We start from the raw sequence: 19,255 nt of genomic DNA, 5'->3' as shown, positions 1-19,255 counted from the left end.
AGAATAATTTTACAAATAGGTAAGATCTTTAAGACATAAAAATAAAATTCAATAAAACCTTCAGGGTTCTTAAAGTTCTGAAGGAAATAAAATACAAATGAAAAAGTTACGCTTACTTTTAGGAGATCAATTAAATAGCAATCATTCTTGGTATCAAGAAGTAGATGAGCAAACCGTATACTGTTTTTTCGAAACGCGTCAAGAAACAGATTATGTAACGCATCATATTCAGAAAATTGCCGGCTTTTTTGCTTCTATGCGGAATTTTGCCAACGAATTAAAAAGCAAAAACCACCAAGTTGTTTATTATCAGATAAATGATAAAAATAATACGCAAAGTTTAACAGAGAACTTATCAAACCTTATCAGAGAGCATAGTATTGAAAAGTTTGAATATCAAAGCCCAGATGAATATCGATTAGACAAACAACTAAAAGATTTTTGTCAGCAAATTAACATAGCGTCTGAAACTTTTTCAACAGAACATTTTTATACTGAAAGAGAAGATTTAAAAACATTTTTTAAAGGCAAGAAAACATTTTTGATGGAAACTTTTTATCGCAATATGCGTAAAAAACATCAAATTTTAATGGTTGATCAGCAGCCTGAAGGTGGCAAATGGAATTTTGATGCAAGTAATAGAAAGAAATGGAAAGGAGATTCTTTCATTCCGCCAGCAAAAAACTTTGACAACGATGTTTCCGAGATTATTGCTGACCTAGAGAAAGCCGAAGTAAAAACCATAGGAAAAATTAATCAGAAATACTTTGAATACCCAATCTCTAGAGCGCAATCTTTAGAGCAATTAGACTATTTCTGCGAACATTTATTAATTCATTTCGGTGACTTTCAAGATGCCATGCATACCGATAATTGGTATTTATTCCATTCAAAATTATCTTTTGCTTTGAACACAAAAATGATGTCTCCTAAAGAAATTATTGATGCTACTTTGCAAACCTACAGAGAACGGTCAGATGAAATAGATATTTCTCAAGTAGAGGGTTTTATTCGACAAATTATTGGATGGCGTGAATATATGAGAGGTATGTATTGGATGTTAATGCCAGAATATAAGCAGGAAAACTTTTTAGAAAATAAAAATAAACTTCCTGATTTCTTTTGGACAGGAAACACAAAAATGAATTGTTTAAAAAATGCCATCAATAATTCTTTGGATAACGGATATGCACACCACATTCAGCGTTTAATGATTACGGGTAATTTTGCTTTGTTAACGCAAATTCACCCAGATGAAATTGATGCTTGGTATTTAGGTATTTATGTAGATGCCATAGAATGGGTGCAATTACCAAACACCAGAGGTATGAGTCAGTTTGCAGACGGCGGCAAAATTGCTACAAAGCCGTATGTCTCTAGCGGAAGTTATATTCATAAAATGAGTAATTACTGTGATGGCTGTCATTATGACAAAAAGAAAAAGTTCGAAGACGATGCATGTCCTTTCAATAGTTTATATTGGAACTTTTTAGATGAAAAGCAAGAAAAGTTATCTTCTAACTTTAGAATGAAAATGATGTATAGTTTATTAAACAAAATGTCATCCGAAGATAGAAGTAAAATTAAAGAAAAAGCGAATCATATTATTCAAAATATAGATGAATATTAACGAAGAAATAAATGTTATTTGGTTAAAACGAGATTTACGTTTACAAGATAATGAGGCTATTTTTAATGCTTTAAAATCTAAAAAACGTGTGTTATTGTTATACGTTTTTGAGAAATCCCTGTTAAGTGATGCTCATTATTCAGAAAGACATTGGAATTTCATCAAACAATCTATCAAAGATTTAAATGAAGATTTAGAAAAGTTCGATACAAAAGTACTTTGTGTCACATCCGAAGTTGTTACCACTTGCAATCAATTGCTAAATTATTATAAAATTGACACTGTTTTTTCTCATCAAGAAACAGGTTTACTAATTACCTACACCAGAGATAAAGATTTTACAAGATATTGTAGAAACAACTCTATAAACTGGGTAGAAAACAACAACAATGGCGTTTTACGTGGGTTGTTAAATAGAAATGATTGGTTTACTAAATGGGACGATTTTATGTACAAACCCCAATTAGAATACCAATTAGAAGAAGGTGATTTTGTATCTATTGATGAAATTAAAAAAATAGAAGAAGCGTTTTTTGTGACGGAATTAGAAACTCCTAAAGATAAAATTTTTCAAAAAGGAGGCACAAAAATGGCATGGAAATACGCCAATAGCTTTTTTGAAACACGCCATGTAAATTACATGAATCATATTTCTAAACCCGCTTTAGCTAGAGAAAGTTGTAGTAGGTTATCTCCTTATCTTGCTTGGGGAAATGTTTCTATTCGCCAAGTTTTTCAAAAAGCATTAGCCGCTAAAAACGATGCTAATAAGAAACATTTAGGTGCATTTGTTTCTAGATTGCGTTGGCAAGCCCATTTTATTCAGAAGTTTGAAATGGAACACACCATGGAAGAAGCGAGTGTTAATAAAGGCTATCACAAATTAAAAAAGAGTGTTTCTTTAAAATATCAAAAAGCATGGAGAGACGGCTACACTGGTTTTCCACTGGTAGATGCAAGTATGCGTTGTTTAAATGAAACAGGATACTTAAACTTTAGAATGCGTTCTATGTTGGTATCGTTTTTTACGCACATATTATGGCAGCCTTGGCAAGATGCTACCCATCATTTATCGCAACAATTTTTAGATTTTGAGCCCGGAATTCATTTTTCACAAATGCAAATGCAGGCTGCAGAAACGGGTATTAACACGATTAGAATTTACAGTCCGCTAAAAAATAGTATTGAGCATGACGCAGATGCCACTTTTATAAAAAAATGGGTGCCAGAATTGACAAAACTTTCTACAGCTTTTATCCATGAGCCTTATTTAATGACTCCTTTAGATCAGCAATTTGCTAGTTTTGAATTGGGTAGAGACTATCCGAAGCCTATTGTAGATATCAAACTTACCAGAAAAAAGGCAAGCGACATTCTTTACAAAATGAGGCAAGACCCAGAAGTACTATTAGAAAACAAAAGAATTCTAAAAAAACACACCATAACAGACCGAAAAAAAATGCTAAAAAGCGATTAAGATCTCAACTATTTACTGCTCATTTAGGTACATCTCATAATCTTTTGTTAAATACTGTTTATCGATATGTAAAATAGATTAAACAAAATCTATTTTTCGTATATTTGAGCATGATATTCAATACAACATTTTCAGACAAGGGCGACAAATTAACAATTACTGATTTAATCGGTGACTCATACTCCTTTATAGAAGCTATTAAAGTAAAAGGTGTCGGCTCTAAAAGAATGGTTATCGAAGACGTTAGCCCAGGTTTTAAAAACATTTTAAATAGTGTTGCTGATATTAATTATGGGAATATCGAAATTAGAAAAAAAGGAATTTTAGTTCATATTACAAAAGGATTAAAAAATTACAGTTGGGCAATTCCTTTTTATCAAATGCACATTTACAAAACCTCTGGATATAGCATTCATGCTCAAGGTAATTTTGTAAGATTTAAAGACAACAAATTATTGAAAGAAAATAAAAATTTTCTCGATAAACTGCTAGATTTTAAGATAGAAAATGAGAAAAACTATTCTTTTTATGACGCAATAAACTAAATCTATATATGGAACAATTAGACGGCATAGCTATTGATAGAATTATAGAAATGGCTTGGGAAGACAGAACAACATTTGAAGCTATCGACTTTCAGTTTGGTTTAAAAGAACAAGAAGTCATTGATTTGATGCGAAAAGAAATGAAACCAAGCAGCTTTAGAATGTGGCGGGCTAGAGTACAAGGAAGAAAAACAAAACATGAAAAATTAAGAACTTTTGCAAAAGGACGTTTTAAATGTTCTAGACAAAAATCAATTTCTAACAACTCTGTATCCAAAAGATAACTAACCGTGCTTTGCTTTTAAGATTAGAGTCCTTAAAGACAGCACCTAAAAAAGACAATATGATTACAGACTTACAATCTAATGGACAGCAAATTATAAAGAAGAAAAGTAGTTTTTCTGTTGATTCATCTTCAGATGATCACTTTAGTGCGGGTTTAAAAACACCTATGAAACCAAGTGCTTTCAATATTTCTGAAGAAGAAAAGAAAGAAAAAATCAGTATTTTATTTGAAGAAATAATGGACGTGATGGGCCTCGACATCACTGATGATTCTCTAAAAGGAACGCCCAGTAGGGTTGCCAAAATGTATGTTGATGAAATCTTTTCAGGATTAAACCCAGCAAACAAACCAGAAATAACATTGTTTGAGAACAGTTACCAGTATAATCAGATGTTAGTTGAAAAGAACATTACGGTTTATTCGACTTGTGAGCATCACTTTGTACCCATAATAGGCAAAGCGCATGTTGCTTACATCTCATCAGGAAAGGTAATTGGATTATCAAAATTGAATAGAATCGTACAATATTTTGCAAAAAGACCACAAGTGCAAGAGCGCTTAACAAACCAAATTGCAGAAGAATTAAAATTAGTTTTAAAAACAGAAGATGTTGCTGTAATCATAGATGCCAAACATTTATGTGTATCCTCTCGAGGAATAAAAGATGACACTTCTTCTACAACTACCTCTTATTTTGGGGGTGAATTTAAAAAGCAGTCGAAAATAGCAGAATTACAAAACACTTTAAAGTATTAAATTATGGAATTAGTAAAAAAAGCATTAGAGTTTGAAACAAGAAAAATGAGATTTCCTACAACTAGCGATCGAATAATGGCGGCTAGAGAAGCGAAAGACCTGATTTTAAGTTTAAATGAAGTATACAAAAAGAGTAAAGACGTTAAATTAATGGATATTATGAAGCGTTTAACCGTTATAAAACAAAGAATTGAGAAGCGTTTAAAAGGAAAACCGCTTACTGCATAATATATACATATTTTTCTTGGTTTTCTAACTTTTATAATTATATTCGAAAGTTAGAAAAAAACCGAGAAATAAGAATGGAATTATTAGATAGAGCATTAGAATTTGAACATAGAAAGTTCTCTTTTAAAACAACAAGTGACAGAATTTTAGCGTCTAGAGAAGTGAAAGCACTTATTCTAGAACTAAACGAAGTATTTAAGTTAGAAAAAGATCCAGAAATTATGGATCAAATGAAACGCTTAACAGCTGTGAAACAGAAAATAGAAAAGCGTTTAAAAGGAAGACGATAAAAGACAGATATATGAAGAAAATAGTAGTTATAGGAGGAAGTAAAGGAATTGGCAAAGCGATTGTAACATCTTTAATTGAGAATCATAAAGTAATTAATATTAGCAGATCAAACACTTTAGAGCCTCATCAAAATCTTACTCATTTTTCTTTGGATATTCTCACGGATGATTTACCTGAAATAGAAGAAATAGATAGCCTGATTTACTGCCCAGGTAGCATCAATTTAAAACCTATTGCAAGATTAAAACTAGAAGATTTTAGAGATGACTTCGAAATTAACGTAATTGGTGCCGTGAAAGCAATTCAACACTATTTGCCTGCTTTAAAGAAAGGCACAAAGCCTTCTATCTTATTATTTAGTACGGTTGCAGTGAAATTAGGAATGCCTTTTCATGCAAGTATCGCTGCAGCAAAAGCTGCTGTAGAGGGGCTTACAAAGACTTTAGGCGCAGAATTAGCACCTTTAATTCGTGTAAATGCAATTGCACCAACTGTAACGAATACAGATTTAGCATCAAAATTATTAAGGAATGACAGAATGATAGAAAATATCACAGACCGTCATCCTCTAAAAAAATTCTTACAACCTCAAGAAGTTGCAGACATGGCTACTTTTTTAATCTCTGACAAAGCAGTATCAATGTCAGGTCAGATATTTGAGCTAGATTGCGGTATTGTAAGTTTTAAAATATAACTTAAAGTATAGAAATGAAAAATATTTACGATATAAAAATAAATAGTTTACAAGGAAAAGCTATTGATTTATCCGAATTTAAAAATAAATCTATTCTTTTTGTAAACGTAGCATCCAAATGTGGTTTTACACCGCAATATAAAGATCTAGAAGAGTTGCACAAATCCTATAAAAACAATTTGGTCGTTATTGGTGTTCCTTGCAATCAATTTGGCAAACAAGAACCGGGTAATTCTGATGAAATTGAAGAATTTTGTCAAGTGAATTACGGGGTTACTTTTTTAATTACCGAAAAAGTTGATGTAAAAGGAAGCAATCAGCATCCTCTTTATACTTGGTTAACAGATAAAAGTTTAAACGGGAACAAAAGTTCATCCGTAAAATGGAACTTTCAAAAATACATGGTTGATAAAAATGGAGAATTGATTGATTATTATTTTTCTCTAACGAAGCCATTAAGTTCTAAAATCATAAAAAACATAAAATAATGTTCGGCATATTTAAAAAAAAACCTGAAGCTGATAAGCTTCAAGAAAAATATAAAAAATTAATGGAAGAAGGTTTCAAACTTCAATCTATTAGCAGAAGTGATAGTGACCAAAAATACTTGGAAGCTGACAACATTTTAAAAGAAATTGAAGCTTTAAAAAACAAATAGTTCTTTTATGAAGCAGGCGAAGCTAATTACTTTATTTCTCATTATAAATTTTGGAGGATTAGCAATTGGGAACTGGCTCAATCAAAACGGCCCAATGGCAGGTTGGTACGTAAATTTAAACAAAGCTCCTTGGACACCTCCGGGTTGGGTTTTTGGAGCTGCTTGGACGTTGATTATGATTTGTTTTTCTATGTATTTAGGAAAACTTTTTAGCGTAGAAAATACACAGAAAATGAAAGTTATTTTTCTGCTTCAATTTGTTTTAAACGTAAGTTGGAATTATCTTTTCTTCAATCAACATTTGGTGCTGCTTGGCTTAATTGCAATCACTTTATTAACCGCTCTGCTATGTATATACTTCTTTAAGTTTAGTGATAAAGTAGGTAATTACAAATTTTTATTGCTCCCATATATAATTTGGTTGTGTATCGCAACCTCTTTAAATCTTTATATTTTAGTCCATAATTAACATGAAAATATACACACTTCATAAATCTCAAAAGTTACCAATCAGTTTAGACACCGCTTGGGAATTTTTATCAAATCCTAAAAACTTAAAAATAATTACGCCAGATTATATGAGTTTCAATATTATTTCTACTATTGACAGACCACTCTATACAGGCCAAATTATACAGTATATTGTAACTCCGTTATTAGGAATTAAAACAAAATGGGTTTCAGAGATTACACATATAGAAGATAAAAAATATTTTGTTGATGAGCAAATGTACGGACCATATGCACTATGGCATCATAAGCATTTTATAAAAGAAATAGACGGTGGCGTAGAAATGGAAGACATTATCGACTATAAAGTTCCTTTAGGTATTTTGGGTCAAATAGTACATCCATTTATTGTAAAGCCTAAATTAGAAGAAATTTTTGCTTATAGACAAACGAAATTATTAGAGCTTTTTGGAGAATATAAAAAATAACTAATAGCAGCTTATTTTTGCCACAAATTTACACACTTAAATCTATCAAACGATTTTATATATTTGTGAATTTGTGGCATTATTATTTTTAACAATCAAACAAAAAACAATAAAGATGAAAACCACCATAAACATTTTCTGGTTTAGAAGAGATTTACGATTAGAAGATAATTGTGGATTATTCCATGCATTAACTTCGGATAAAAAGGTGCTTCCTGTTTTTATTTTTGACGAAGATATTTTAAACAAATTACCAAAAGACGATTCAAGAGTAACTTTTCTGCATCAAGAATTAGAAAATATTCAGCACCAACTTTTAGAAATTGGCAGTAGTCTTTCTATCTATCATGGAAAACCGCTTGATATTTTCAGCACACTATCGGCAGAATATAAAATTGACACTGTGTTTACAAATCACGATTATGAGCCGTACGCCGTTCAAAGAGATTTAGAAATAAAAGATTTTTTAACATCCAAAGAAATCCACTTTAAAACCTATAAAGATCAAGTAATCTTTGAGCGAAATGAAATTGTAAAAAAAGACGGAAACCCTTACAAAGTCTACACTCCTTTTTCAAAAATATGGATCGCAGCTTTTGAATCTCAAGGAATTCAATTTTTCCCATCAGAAGAAAATCTTGCTAACTTTATACAACAAGAAAATCACCAATTTTTATCTCTAGCTGAAATTGGTTTTACTGAATCCGCTATTAAAGTAGCTTCTTACAAAGTTTCTAAAAACTTAATTGATACCTATGAAGAAACAAGAAACTTCCCGGCAAAAAACAGCACGTCGAGATTAGGAACCCATTTACGATTTGGCACTGTAAGTGTTCGTAAAATGGTAGACAAAGCCTCTAAAAGCGAGAATATAACCTTTTTAAAAGAGCTTATTTGGCGTGAGTTTTTTATGCAAATTTTATGGCATTTTCCGCACACGGCAAAAGACAGTTTTAAACCACAATACGACAGAATTATATGGCGAAATAACGAAGAGGAATTTAAAGCTTGGTGTACCGGAGAAACGGGTTACCCTTTGGTAGATGCTGGTATGAGAGAATTAAACCAAACAGGTTTTATGCACAACCGCGTTAGAATGTTAGTGGGTAGTTTTTTATGCAAACATTTATTAATTGATTGGCGATGGGGAGAAGCCTATTTTGCTGAAAAATTACACGATTATGAGCAAGCAAGTAACATTGGCAATTGGCAATGGGTTGCTGGTACTGGTGTTGATGCATCTCCATATTTTAGAATCTTTAATCCTACAACACAAATTCAGAAATTTGATAAAGATTTAAAATACATTCAAAAATGGGTGCCAGAATTTCAAGAGTTTACCTATTCTAAAGAAATTGTAGCACATAAATTTGCTCGTGAACGCTGTTTAAAAGTGTATAAAGAAGCGGTGCAATAATTTTTTTTCTTTATTAAAAAAAAGTCATTTTTAATTTGCTCAACTTCAATTTTTGTGTTTAATTTGCAAACTTAAAATAAAAGCCGATGTAGCTCAGCTGGCTAGAGCAGCTGATTTGTAATCAGCAGGTCGTGGGTTCGAGTCCCTCCATCGGCTCCAATTTGTTAAAGCCTCAAAAATTAATTTTTTTGAGGCTTTTTTTTTTGGCACATCTCTAGTAAACAACCTAAAAACTTCTCCATTAAGGTCTCAAAAAGAATATCCTTTTAAATTTTGATAAAATATCACACATATTTAAGTAGGTATTACGTCGAATACTGAAACAAGTTCAAGATATAAAGCACAGGATGGTTTCACTCACAATTTTAAATTGATCACTTCGCTATTTTTCAAAATTAAATTTCCCTTATAAATTCAGCATAGTTTTATCAGAGTATAGTAATTTAAAAATTTAAACCCTCTTATTTTGACTTAATTTAGATAAAACTTCAATAACTTTCATAGTAGAAAATGTAATGAAATTTAATTATCTTGCAGAGTAACTAAAAGTATAGACACTACTTTATTGTATCTATAATTTTTACTCAATTTGAATACATAAATTTAGAAATTCATGTCCAAGAAAGTAATTAAAGATATTTTACAAGGAACTTTAGACGATTCTGTGCAACAAATATCTGGGCAAGATGCTGCCTTTTTATATGCAGAATCCCCTACAAGTCCGATGCACATTGCTACCTTAACCATTGTTGAAGGTTCTTTAAAATTTGAAGATTTTAAAGATATCGTTGCCTCTAAACTTCACTTAATTCCGAAATTTAGAAAACGACTTTTAAATGTACCTATGAATTTAGATTATCCGTATTGGGTAGATGATCCTAATTTTGATATTGATTTACACATCAACAGACTTAAACTACCAGACCCTTCGGATTGGAAGACTTTAAGAGAAATGACGTCTTTAATTTTTAGCAGTCCTTTAGATTTAAGAAGACCACTTTGGTCTATCAGTTTTATTGAAGGTTTAGATGCGGTTTCTCAAGTACCAAAAGGCTCTGTAGCCATTGTTACAAAAGTACATCATGTAATGATAGACGGCAGTTCTGGTGTAGGAATTATGGGTCTTTTATTTGATAAAAGTATGGATGATCAAGATAAAGAAATTCCGAAACCAAAGCCATTTGAACCAGAACCCTTACCAGACGAATTAAGTTTATTACTAAAAAGTTCACAAACATTTTTTAAAGATCCTTTAAAAGCTCCTAGATTGATTGGTAAAACTGCTTTTTCTCTTATCAAAGGACAAATAAAATGGGAATTGAATAATAAAAAATCAATTTCTAGAAGCAAGTTTTCTGTACCAAACACAATTTTTAATAAATCGGTTTCGCCTAAAAGAACATGGGGCACTGCTATTTTATCTTTTGAGAGAATAAACACACTTCGTAAAATTATGAACGTGAGCATTAACGACGTAATTTTAGCTATTTGTGCAGGCGGAATTAGGAAATATTTAGAAGAAAAAGAAAAATTACCAGTTCAGCCGCTAGTGGCAAATGTGCCGATTTCTATTCGAAGCAAAGGCGAAAAGCAAGAAATGAACAATCAAATTTCTAATATGTTGGTTAGAATTGCAACCCATATAAAAGATCCGATTGAGCGTTTAGAATATATACAAGAACAAACCAATGTAGGCAAAAGCAAACACAAAGCAGTTGGGGCAAAAGCACTCTCTAAAATGGCAGATGCTGTACCTTTTGGCTTGGCAAATTTAGCCGCAGGTTTGTATAGTAAATACAATATTAAAGAATTTCACAGGCCGCCGTTTAACGTTACAATTACCAACGTACCTGGCCCACAAGTACCTTTATATTTAAGAGGTAAGAAAATTTTATCTATTTTTGGATTAACACCTGTTTTAGACGGATTTGGGTTAATTATTGCCGCTTTTAGTTATAATGGTTTGGTTTCTATCACCACAACTTCTGACGCGAAAACAATGCCAGATGCTGATAAATTCTCTAGATATATTAGGGAATCTGCAAACGAACTAGAAAAAGTTATTTTAGAGAAAGCACAAGAGAAAACAACCGCTACCGTTCAAAAAGCAAAAAGTACAGCATTTTTTAGCACATTAAAAAAATACCTTACTGAAAATGAAGAAACACGAAAACAACATATTGGTTTGTATGATTTTCATTTAAATTTAGGAGAAAGTAGCGTAAATTATCAGCTGAATATTGCAGAAGAATCTGTAAGTGTTAAAAAGAAAAAAACAACAAAACCTCTAGTACACATACAAATTGATGACGAAAATTTAAGCAACCTCTACAAAAAGAAATTATTGTTGGATGAAATAATAATTCAAGGGAGAGTTAAAATAAGCGGTACTAAAAAGAATTCTGATAAATTTTTAAAATTATTGATACAATTTCTAGAAGAAAATTAATGAGTTTTCAAACAGATACATATCAATCTTTTGATGGCGAGCCTATTTTTTATTATAAATGGCCCGCAAATAAAAAGAAAGCTTTAAAAGGAATTATTCAAATTTCTCACGGTGTTGGTGAACATGCAGGCAGGTATCAATCGATCGCAAAACTGCTTCAAAAAAAAGGATACGAGGTGTACGCGCATGACCATAGAATTCACGGATTATCCGCAAAAAGTCATGATCATTTAGGGTTTTATGATGGTGATGATTATTTTTCTGATGCGATTCTTGATATGAGAAAACTATCAGAAATCATAAAAAAAGAACATCCACATAAAAAAATAATATTATTTGGACACAGTATGGGTTCTTTATTAAGCAGAGAATATGTGACGCTATTTGGTGATGATGTAGAAGCTTTAATTTTATCTGGAACTGCAAGTTTTATGAAAGGCTTGGGCACATTTGGTCTTATAAGCACAACATTTTTTAGCAAACTAAACGGAAAACACAGAAGTAACGAAATTTTAAAAAACCTTTTTTTTAATCAGTTTAATAAAAAATTTAAACCAAACAGAACAAAAGTAGATTGGATTAGTAGTGACGAACATCAAGTTGATGTTTTTGAAGCAGACCCTTTAAGAGTAGAAGATTTTTCTTTAGGTGTTTTTTTAGATATTTTAAAAGGAAGCAAAAAAATAAACAAATCCCCAATGTTTCAAAACACGCCTAAAACACTTCCTATTTATATTTTTTCTGGAGATAAAGATCCTGTTGGAGAAATGGGAAAAGGCGTAAAAAAAGTTGCAGCAAACTATAAAAAAGCAGGTATTAAAGATCTTAGCTTAAAATTATACAAAGGTGGCAGACATGAAATGCTAAATGAAGTTCATAAAAATGAGGTTGAGCAAGATCTCTTAATCTGGCTTAATGCAAGATTCAAAGCCAAAAATTAATGTATGGAAAGTAACAAAATAGTATATACAGCATTCACCAAATTTGCGGTTGCCATTGCCGTTTCTCAAGGTGCAACATTAAAGCAGGCAAAAGCAATTATTATCAATAGTTTTGATAGGCATCCGTATGCGAAACAGCTTTCTAAAATCATTAAAAAAGTGAAATTAGAAAAAGAAAATCTAAATATTCTGAGTGCACAATGTATTTCTATTTGCGAAGATTTTGGTCCTGATAGAGATTATATTACCTTGGTTTTATTGCTAGAAAGTATCTATAAAAACGAAGTTTTTATAGATATTGAAAAAGATACAATCGCAAACCTTATCAATAAGTTTAAAGCAGAAATTAATAGAATTAACACAAACATACCGCCGCCCCCATTATTTAATGTGCTGTTAGAAACCCGTTCTGTGGTAGAATGGACTTCTATGTTTTGGTTGTATCCTTTTATCCCGAAACATAAAAGTAAAAAAAGCAAACCTGTTTTGCTAATGCCCCCTTATTTAGGCAACGATGCCTCGACAACCTTTGTTAGAAAATATTTAAGATCTTCGGGTTTTAAAACCTATAAGTGGGAGTTGGGCGTAAATATGATCAACTCAAAATCATTACCGAAATTAATTGAAAAGCTAGATGAAATCTATGAAAAGCATCAAGAAAAAGTAAGCCTTGTTGGCTGGAGTGGTGGTGGAATTTTCGCTAAAATAATTGCCAATAGATACCCAGAAAAAGTAGAACAACTCATCACTATCGGTTCTCCTGTTTGGGGTGTAAAAAACATGAAAACTCCGATTATAAAAACACTAGAATTTTTAAGAGGTACCAAAATAAAGGAAAGAAATCTTAAATTTATTAATGAATTAGAAGAAATCCCTAACCTTCCTATTACTTGTATTTACACAAAAACAGATGGTTTAATTCCGTGGAAAAATTGCATGGAAGCAGAAACCTATAGAAATGATATTAAAAATGTAGAAGTTTTTGGGAGTCATTGCGGAATGGGCGCAAACGCAACGGTGCTTTTAACCGTGGCCAATGCATTAAACGCCAATATAGAAACGGTAAAAAGCAAAACAATTATTGAGAAATTTGAAACCTTATTTTTCCCTAAATTTTGGGAACAAAAAGGAGCCTCAAAATTTACAAACCTTTTTTTTAATTAAATATGGAACATAATTTACAGAACGTTATCGATAGTCCTAAATTTCAAGAAACATTAGCAGCAATTGCCAAAGAGCAAGAAATGGATCTTGCTGAAGTTCAAAAAAAAGGCGCAGCATGTATTTCAGAATTATACTCGCAACAAAACCCTATTGCGAATATGTTGTCTGTAAAAGGATTCCAATTTATGATGTCTAAAGCGTACAACAGCAAAATAGACATTGATCCGCAAGAAATAAAAAAGTTGATGAAATTAATGCGCCAAAATTCGGTTGCATTTATTTTAACACATAAAACCTATTTAGATACCGTGGTTTTGGTAACCACATTAGCACGTTATGGAATGCCAATTCCCTATACTTTTGGTGGTATTAATTTGGCATTTCCTGGTTTTAAACAATTAGGAAAAAACTCGGGTTTAATTTTTATCCGAAGAAGTTTTAAAGACGATCAGATTTATAAAGCTGCTTTAAGACATTATATTTCTTGTATGATAGAAAATGGCGATCATTTAACATGGAATATCGAAGGAACTCGTTCTAGAACTGGCAAGATTGTTTATCCGCAAATGGGTATTTTAAAATACATCATGGAGGGCGCGCAAGAAAGCACTAGAAATATAAAATATGTACCCGTTTCTATTGTGTATGATTTGATTCCGGATGTAAAACAAATGACAGAAGAAGGAAAAGGAGGAGAAAAAAAATCTGAAGACATCAAAGCTTTTGTCAACTATTTTAAAAAATTAGGCAATGAATATGGCAAAGCGGCCCTAAGGTTTGGAGATCCTGTTGAAGTTGGCGAACATCAAAATGCTATTATTCCGGATATTGAAGAAGACAGTTATTCTGATAAAAACACGTTACCCCGTTTTGCTTTTGAATTGATTCACAAAGCAAATATGATAACCCCAGTAACTACAGTTTCATTAGTCTGTAACGTGTTATTAAACAACTTTGCACTCACTAAAAAAGAGATTGAAGCCGATGTAATTAAATTGATGAATTATATTGAGCAACGTAAAAAAGATGTTTTAATTGAACGCGGAAAAAGCATTAGTGCTTCTGTACAAAAAGCATTAAACTTATTAAAAAGTTCAAGCATTGTTCAAAAAAATAAAGCAGGTTATAAAACCCAATATAGTTTAGCACCAACAGAATTTTTATCAGCAACGTATTACGCAAATATGGCGTCTGCACATTTATATCACAGAGCTTTTATAGAAATGGCTTTGGTAAAAATTAAAGATGAAAAAACAAATAGGATTTTGTCTTTTTGGGAAGAAATAATGCGCTTAAGAAACCTTTTTAAGTTTGAATTTTTCTATACCAATAAACCCCATTTTAGTTCTGAAATTGAAGCAGAATTACATTTATTTGATAAAAACTGGAGAGAGATTGTTAGTGATCCCGAAGGAAATATTGAAAACTTATTAGCAAAACAAGAATTATTTGTTTCTAAAGGGCTTTTATTGGTCTACCTAGAATCTAACAAAGTAGTTTGTCACACTTTAAATACTTGGGATTTAGAAGATGAGTTTTCTGATGGCAATTTTATAGAGCTCTGCCTTTTTAAAGGTAAAGAATTGCATTGGCAAAATAGAATTAGCCGATTAGATAGTGTTTCTAAACCGTTTTTAGTAAGTGCGTTGCGTTTAGCCAAAAACAGTAAATTAACGCCTGTTGATAAAAAAATCGATTTTAAAGAATTAGATAATTGGATGGATTTATTAGACAATCTTACCGAACGTTTACGCTTTTTGCAGAAATTAGAATTGGTTAAAGCAAAAAAATCTACTACTGAAAATACGGATGAGAATGAAGTTGTTCCGGGTTCGGAACTAAAAAGTATTTCTCAAGAAATAGAAAAAGATGAAGAAGGCCCTCATATTGCCGCTTTTTTCGATTTAGACAGAACGATTATCAATGATTTCTCTGCAAAGCAATTTGTAAAATCCCGTTTATTAAGCGGAAAATCGACTCCTAAAGAATTGCTTTCTCAATTTATTGCTATTATTGCGTATGCTGCTGGTAATAGAGATTTTGAAAGCCTTACTAAAATTTCTTGTTTGGGTGTAAAAGGAATTAAAGAAAAACAATTTATCGATTTAGGAGAAGAAATTTATCAAGAACATTTGGCTTCAACCATTTATCCTGAATCTAGAACCTTAATTGCTTCGCATTTAAAAAGAGGCCATCAAGTGGTTATTATTTCGGCAGCAACACGGTATCAAGTAACTCCCATTGCAAACGAATTGGGGATTAAAAATATTTTTTGCACGGAAATGGAAGTCAAAAAAGAAAAATTTACGGGTGTTATTTCAGAAATGTGCTGGTCTGAAGGCAAAGCAAGAGCCGGCCGCACCTTTGCAAAAACAAACAATATCGACCTTTCTAAAAGTTTCTTTTACACAGATAGTATCGACGATTATCCGCTGTTAGAAATTGTAGGAAAACCAATTGCTACAAATCCAGATACAAAGCTTTCTCAATTAGCTTTCGAAAACAATTGGCCAATTCTACGTTTTAAAGAAAACACAAAGAAACCTTTGGTAAACGGATTAAGAACAGGTTTGGCTGCGGCAAGTATTTATCCATCTGCAGTAAAAGGATTGATAAAAGGTTCCTTATCGATGTCTCGACAAGAAGGCGCCAATGCTACAATTGCAAGTATTGGAGATCTCGGAACTAAATTGGCAGGATTAGATATTGCCGTAAAAGGGAAGCATAATTTGGTAGATCATAGACCTGCCGTTTTTTGTTTTAATCACCAATCATCCGCAGACTTTTTTATCATTTTAAAACTATTAAGAAAAGATGTAACTGGAATTGCAAAAAAGGAATTAGAATTAACTCCTTTTGGGCCAATTTTTAAAGCGATGGGCGCAATTTTTATTGATAGATCTAACAAACAAAAAGCATTAGAATCTATGAATAATGCTGCTGACATTCTTAAAAACGGAACTTCTGTAGCCATTGCTCCAGAAGGAACAAGGAGCGGTAGTAAAAAGTTAGGCGAATTTAAAAAAGGTGCATTTCATCTGGCTATGAAAGCAGGTGTACCCATTGTACCAATCGTAATAAAAAACGCGTATATGGCGATGCCAAAAGGCAGTAAAATCTTTAAGCCAACACATATAGAAGTGGTTGTTTTAGACCCTGTAGACACCTCTGAATGGAAACCAAAACATATAAACACCTATGTAGAAGAAGTAAGAAACCTATTTTTGAAAGAATTAGATAATTAATAAAACTAAATTTATGAAACTAAAAGTTGGCTTATTAGGCGGTGGTTCTTGGGGAACAACAGTAGCGTCTTTAACTGCAAAAAATAGTGCTACTATTATTTGGGCTAGAGATGCAGAAACTGTTAAAGAGATTAACGAAAAACATACAAACCAAAAATATTTACCAAACGCAAAACTCACACATTCTTTAAGAGCATCTAATTCTATTAAAGAAACAGTAGAAGAAGCAGATGTAATTGTTATGGGGGTTCCGGCACAAGTTTTTAGAAAAGTTTTAGAAGAGGCTAAACCACATATTAGACCTTGGGTTCCGATTATAAATTTAGCAAAAGGACTAGAAATTAGTACCAAAATGCGAATGACAGAAATTATTAACGAAATAATGCCTGGGCATCCTGCAGGAGTTTTAACTGGCCCAAATTTGGCAAAAGAAATTCATTTTGGCAATGCTGCTGCCGCTGTAATTGCAATGGTTGATAAGACAATTGCAACAGAATTACAATCGGTATTTAGCTCTGGCTTGTTTAGAGTGTACACAAATTCTGATGTTATTGGCTGTGAGTTAGCAGGCGCTTTAAAAAATATTATTGCTATTGCAGCAGGCATGAGCGATGGCGCTGATGCTGGCGATAACACCCGAGCTGCCATTATAACAAGAGGTTTGGCAGAACTAACAAGATTGGGCATTGCGATGGGAGGTAAAAAAAGCACTTTTGCTGGTTTAGCCGGTATGGGAGATTTAGTTGCCACCTGCTCTAGCTCTAAAAGTAGAAACCATCATGTTGGTTTTCAATTAGGACGCGGAAAAAGTTTAGAACAAATTATAGAAGAAATGGATGAAGTTGCAGAAGGTGTAAAAACGGCAAAAGTGGTCATGGAGTTAGCAAAAGACTACAAGGTTGATATGCCAATATCTGAAGAAATCTATAAAGTTTTATATAAAGGAAATACGGTAACCGCAGCATTTAAAGGTTTAATAAGATATGAAGTGGGTTCTGAAAAAGAACCCGGATAAAATTAAAATCATGACAAAAACACAAGAACAAACAGCCTCTTTTATGGTTCGTTTTCATCAACAAATCTTTGAAGAGAATGGCGAATCTAAAATTCAATGGCGTGGTAAAATTTCTCATGTGCAAGATGGAGACGAAAAACGCTTTTCAGATTTTAATGATGCGCTAACTTTTATGCAGCAAAAATTAGCCGAATTAACAGAAGAAGCAACCAGATACGAAACATCAGAAAAACAAGAGAGTATTATTGATAAAAGCCTTTCTATGTGGAAAACGATTAAAAATGTAGGACCAAAAGTATTGAGAGATACCCTCAAAGATCCTAAAAAACAGTTCACACATTTTCAAGATGAAATTCAGGATAAAATAAATATTTTTGGCGAAGAGATTTCAGAAAAAGTACAAATGAACGAATGGAGAAATGCCTCAAGATCTGACTTTAATAAGATTCAAAATCAAATAGAAAGTTTATCGACAGAAATAAAAAACCTTTCTACTAAAATGGATGCGATACAAAAGAAATCGTAACACGATGTCAGACCTCCATCAACAATTGCAAGAATTACAAACCTTTCAAGAAAATGCAACAATTCGCATTGAAACGTTAGGGAGCTTTTGCGTGTGGAGAAATCAACAAAAAATTGAAGCCAAGGAATGGGGAAGAGATAAAACAGTTCAGCTACTACAATATTTTATTTCTAACCGACAGAGAAATGCACTTCATAAAGAAAAAATTATGGATGGCTTATGGGAAGACTGGAATGATCGTGATTTTAAAGTTGCCTTACACGGAATCCATAAAGCTTTAGAACCTCATAGACCTTCTAGAACAGAACCTGAATATATTTTAAGACAAGGTGTAAGTTATCAAATTGATTTAGAGAAAGTTTGGGTTGATGTAGAAGCTTTAGAAAGGTATATAATTGTTGGTAATGAAGCTTTTAATCATGATAATTCCGTGGCAAAAACTGCTTATAAAACTGCCATTAACTTATACAAAGGAGCTTATTTACCGAATAGAGTTTACGAAGATTGGACATCCGAGGAACGAGAAAAAACACAACTTTTGGTTTTAGGCGCTTATATTACATTGGCAGAAATTTTAATTGATGAAAACCCCCTAGAAAGTATCCGTTTGGCGCAGAAAGCATTGGCCATTGATAATACTTGGGAAGATGCGTACAGAATACAAATGCAAGCTTATATTGTAAAAGGAAACAGACCACAAGCCATAAAAACCTACATGAAATGCGAGGTAATTTTAGAAGAAGAATATGGTATTTCTCCTTTACCAGAAACGAAAAAATTATTGAAAGAAATAGAGTCGATTCAGTAATAGATGTAAGCTGTAACTTTATTTGATTTATAAAAAAACATTGGTGTCCGATTAAAAATATTTGTAACTATTCAGCCTTTAAAACAGCAATAGTTTTAAAAGCAGCGAAAATATTTTGACCATTCTTAATACAGGTATCTGTTACTGATCTAATAACTGCATATATCTGTGCACCATTTTCAGTTTT

20 protein-coding genes and 1 tRNA gene are annotated in these 19,255 nt (G+C 32.2%); all 21 read left to right on the top strand.

Going from position 1 to position 19,255, the window contains the following annotated elements:
* Nucleotides 1-97: 97 nt before the first annotated feature.
* The 21 genes from ES044_RS12840 to ES044_RS12740 all read left to right on the top strand — a co-directional run bounded on the left by ES044_RS12840 (nt 98) and on the right by ES044_RS12740 (nt 19,068).
* A complete protein-coding gene (locus ES044_RS12840; RefSeq protein WP_147119774.1) occupies nt 98-1,630 on the top strand; it encodes a cryptochrome/photolyase family protein in 1,533 nt (510 codons plus the stop codon).
* On the top strand, nt 1,620-3,107 hold the full coding sequence (locus ES044_RS12835; RefSeq protein ID WP_147119775.1) for a cryptochrome/deoxyribodipyrimidine photo-lyase family protein: 1,488 nt from the start codon (nt 1,620-1,622) through the stop codon (nt 3,105-3,107). The genes ES044_RS12840 and ES044_RS12835 overlap by 11 nt, the downstream gene beginning before the upstream one ends.
* Before the next feature lie 110 nt (nt 3,108-3,217).
* Nucleotides 3,218-3,652, top strand: a complete 435-nt coding sequence (locus ES044_RS12830; RefSeq protein ID WP_147119776.1) for a hypothetical protein — start codon at nt 3,218-3,220, stop codon at nt 3,650-3,652.
* Nucleotides 3,653-3,660: 8 nt separating this feature from the next.
* Nucleotides 3,661-3,936 carry a TIGR03643 family protein gene (locus ES044_RS12825; protein WP_147119777.1) on the top strand — a complete coding sequence of 92 codons (276 nt, stop codon included), beginning with the start codon at nt 3,661-3,663 and terminating at the stop codon, nt 3,934-3,936.
* A gap of 59 nt (nt 3,937-3,995) precedes the next feature.
* Nucleotides 3,996-4,694 (top strand): GTP cyclohydrolase I FolE, encoded by a 699-nt coding sequence (gene folE / locus ES044_RS12820; RefSeq protein WP_147119778.1) that lies wholly within the window; start codon nt 3,996-3,998, stop codon nt 4,692-4,694.
* A 3-nt stretch (nt 4,695-4,697) separates the two neighbouring features.
* Complete coding sequence (locus ES044_RS12815; RefSeq protein ID WP_147119779.1) at nt 4,698-4,922, top strand: hypothetical protein; 225 nt, start codon at nt 4,698-4,700, stop codon at nt 4,920-4,922.
* 74 nt (nt 4,923-4,996) lie between these two features.
* Nucleotides 4,997-5,212, top strand: a complete 216-nt coding sequence (locus tag ES044_RS12810; protein ID WP_147119780.1) for a hypothetical protein — start codon at nt 4,997-4,999, stop codon at nt 5,210-5,212.
* An 11-nt stretch (nt 5,213-5,223) separates the two neighbouring features.
* Entirely contained in the window at nt 5,224-5,907 is a 684-nt protein-coding gene (locus tag ES044_RS12805; protein ID WP_147119781.1) for an SDR family NAD(P)-dependent oxidoreductase, read from the top strand.
* Nucleotides 5,908-5,921: 14 nt separating this feature from the next.
* Nucleotides 5,922-6,395, top strand: coding sequence for a glutathione peroxidase (locus tag ES044_RS12800; protein ID WP_147119782.1), 474 nt, complete (start codon nt 5,922-5,924; stop codon nt 6,393-6,395).
* Nucleotides 6,395-6,565 (top strand): Lacal_2735 family protein, encoded by a 171-nt coding sequence (locus ES044_RS12795; protein ID WP_147119783.1) that lies wholly within the window; start codon nt 6,395-6,397, stop codon nt 6,563-6,565. Before ES044_RS12800 ends, ES044_RS12795 begins: the two co-directional genes overlap by 1 nt.
* 7 nt (nt 6,566-6,572) lie before the next feature.
* On the top strand, nt 6,573-7,034 hold the full coding sequence (locus ES044_RS12790; protein ID WP_147119784.1) for a TspO/MBR family protein: 462 nt from the start codon (nt 6,573-6,575) through the stop codon (nt 7,032-7,034).
* A gap of 1 nt (nt 7,035) precedes the next feature.
* Nucleotides 7,036-7,503 carry an SRPBCC family protein gene (locus tag ES044_RS12785; RefSeq protein ID WP_147119785.1) on the top strand — a complete coding sequence of 156 codons (468 nt, stop codon included), beginning with the start codon at nt 7,036-7,038 and terminating at the stop codon, nt 7,501-7,503.
* Between the two features lie 115 nt (nt 7,504-7,618).
* Nucleotides 7,619-8,920, top strand: coding sequence for a cryptochrome/photolyase family protein (locus ES044_RS12780; RefSeq protein ID WP_147119786.1), 1,302 nt, complete (start codon nt 7,619-7,621; stop codon nt 8,918-8,920).
* Nucleotides 8,921-9,002: 82 nt separating this feature from the next.
* Nucleotides 9,003-9,079, top strand: a tRNA-Thr gene (locus ES044_RS12775).
* Between the two features lie 454 nt (nt 9,080-9,533).
* Nucleotides 9,534-11,369: a WS/DGAT/MGAT family O-acyltransferase gene (locus ES044_RS12770; RefSeq protein WP_147119787.1), complete on the top strand. Its 1,836-nt coding sequence runs from the start codon at nt 9,534-9,536 to the stop codon at nt 11,367-11,369.
* A complete protein-coding gene (locus ES044_RS12765; RefSeq protein WP_147119788.1) occupies nt 11,369-12,310 on the top strand; it encodes an alpha/beta fold hydrolase in 942 nt (313 codons plus the stop codon). Before ES044_RS12770 ends, ES044_RS12765 begins: the two co-directional genes overlap by 1 nt.
* A gap of 3 nt (nt 12,311-12,313) precedes the next feature.
* Nucleotides 12,314-13,474 (top strand): alpha/beta fold hydrolase, encoded by a 1,161-nt coding sequence (locus ES044_RS12760; RefSeq protein ID WP_147119789.1) that lies wholly within the window; start codon nt 12,314-12,316, stop codon nt 13,472-13,474.
* A gap of 2 nt (nt 13,475-13,476) precedes the next feature.
* The gene (locus ES044_RS12755; protein ID WP_147119790.1) at nt 13,477-16,719 is read left to right on the top strand and encodes an HAD-IB family hydrolase; all 3,243 of its coding nucleotides are present in this window, start codon (nt 13,477-13,479) and stop codon (nt 16,717-16,719) included.
* 13 nt (nt 16,720-16,732) lie between these two features.
* Nucleotides 16,733-17,734: an NAD(P)H-dependent glycerol-3-phosphate dehydrogenase gene (locus ES044_RS12750; RefSeq protein WP_147119791.1), complete on the top strand. Its 1,002-nt coding sequence runs from the start codon at nt 16,733-16,735 to the stop codon at nt 17,732-17,734.
* 10 nt (nt 17,735-17,744) lie between these two features.
* Nucleotides 17,745-18,260 carry a hypothetical protein gene (locus ES044_RS12745; RefSeq protein ID WP_147119792.1) on the top strand — a complete coding sequence of 172 codons (516 nt, stop codon included), beginning with the start codon at nt 17,745-17,747 and terminating at the stop codon, nt 18,258-18,260.
* A 4-nt stretch (nt 18,261-18,264) separates the two neighbouring features.
* Nucleotides 18,265-19,068, top strand: coding sequence for a bacterial transcriptional activator domain-containing protein (locus ES044_RS12740; RefSeq protein ID WP_147119793.1), 804 nt, complete (start codon nt 18,265-18,267; stop codon nt 19,066-19,068).
* Nucleotides 19,069-19,255: the final 187 nt, after the last annotated feature.

Source organism: Polaribacter sp. IC066 (assembly GCF_007997085.1).
Classification (GTDB): domain Bacteria; phylum Bacteroidota; class Bacteroidia; order Flavobacteriales; family Flavobacteriaceae; genus Polaribacter.
Note: the sequence above shows the minus strand (reverse complement) of the source record. Positions and strands in the feature narration are given on the sequence as shown.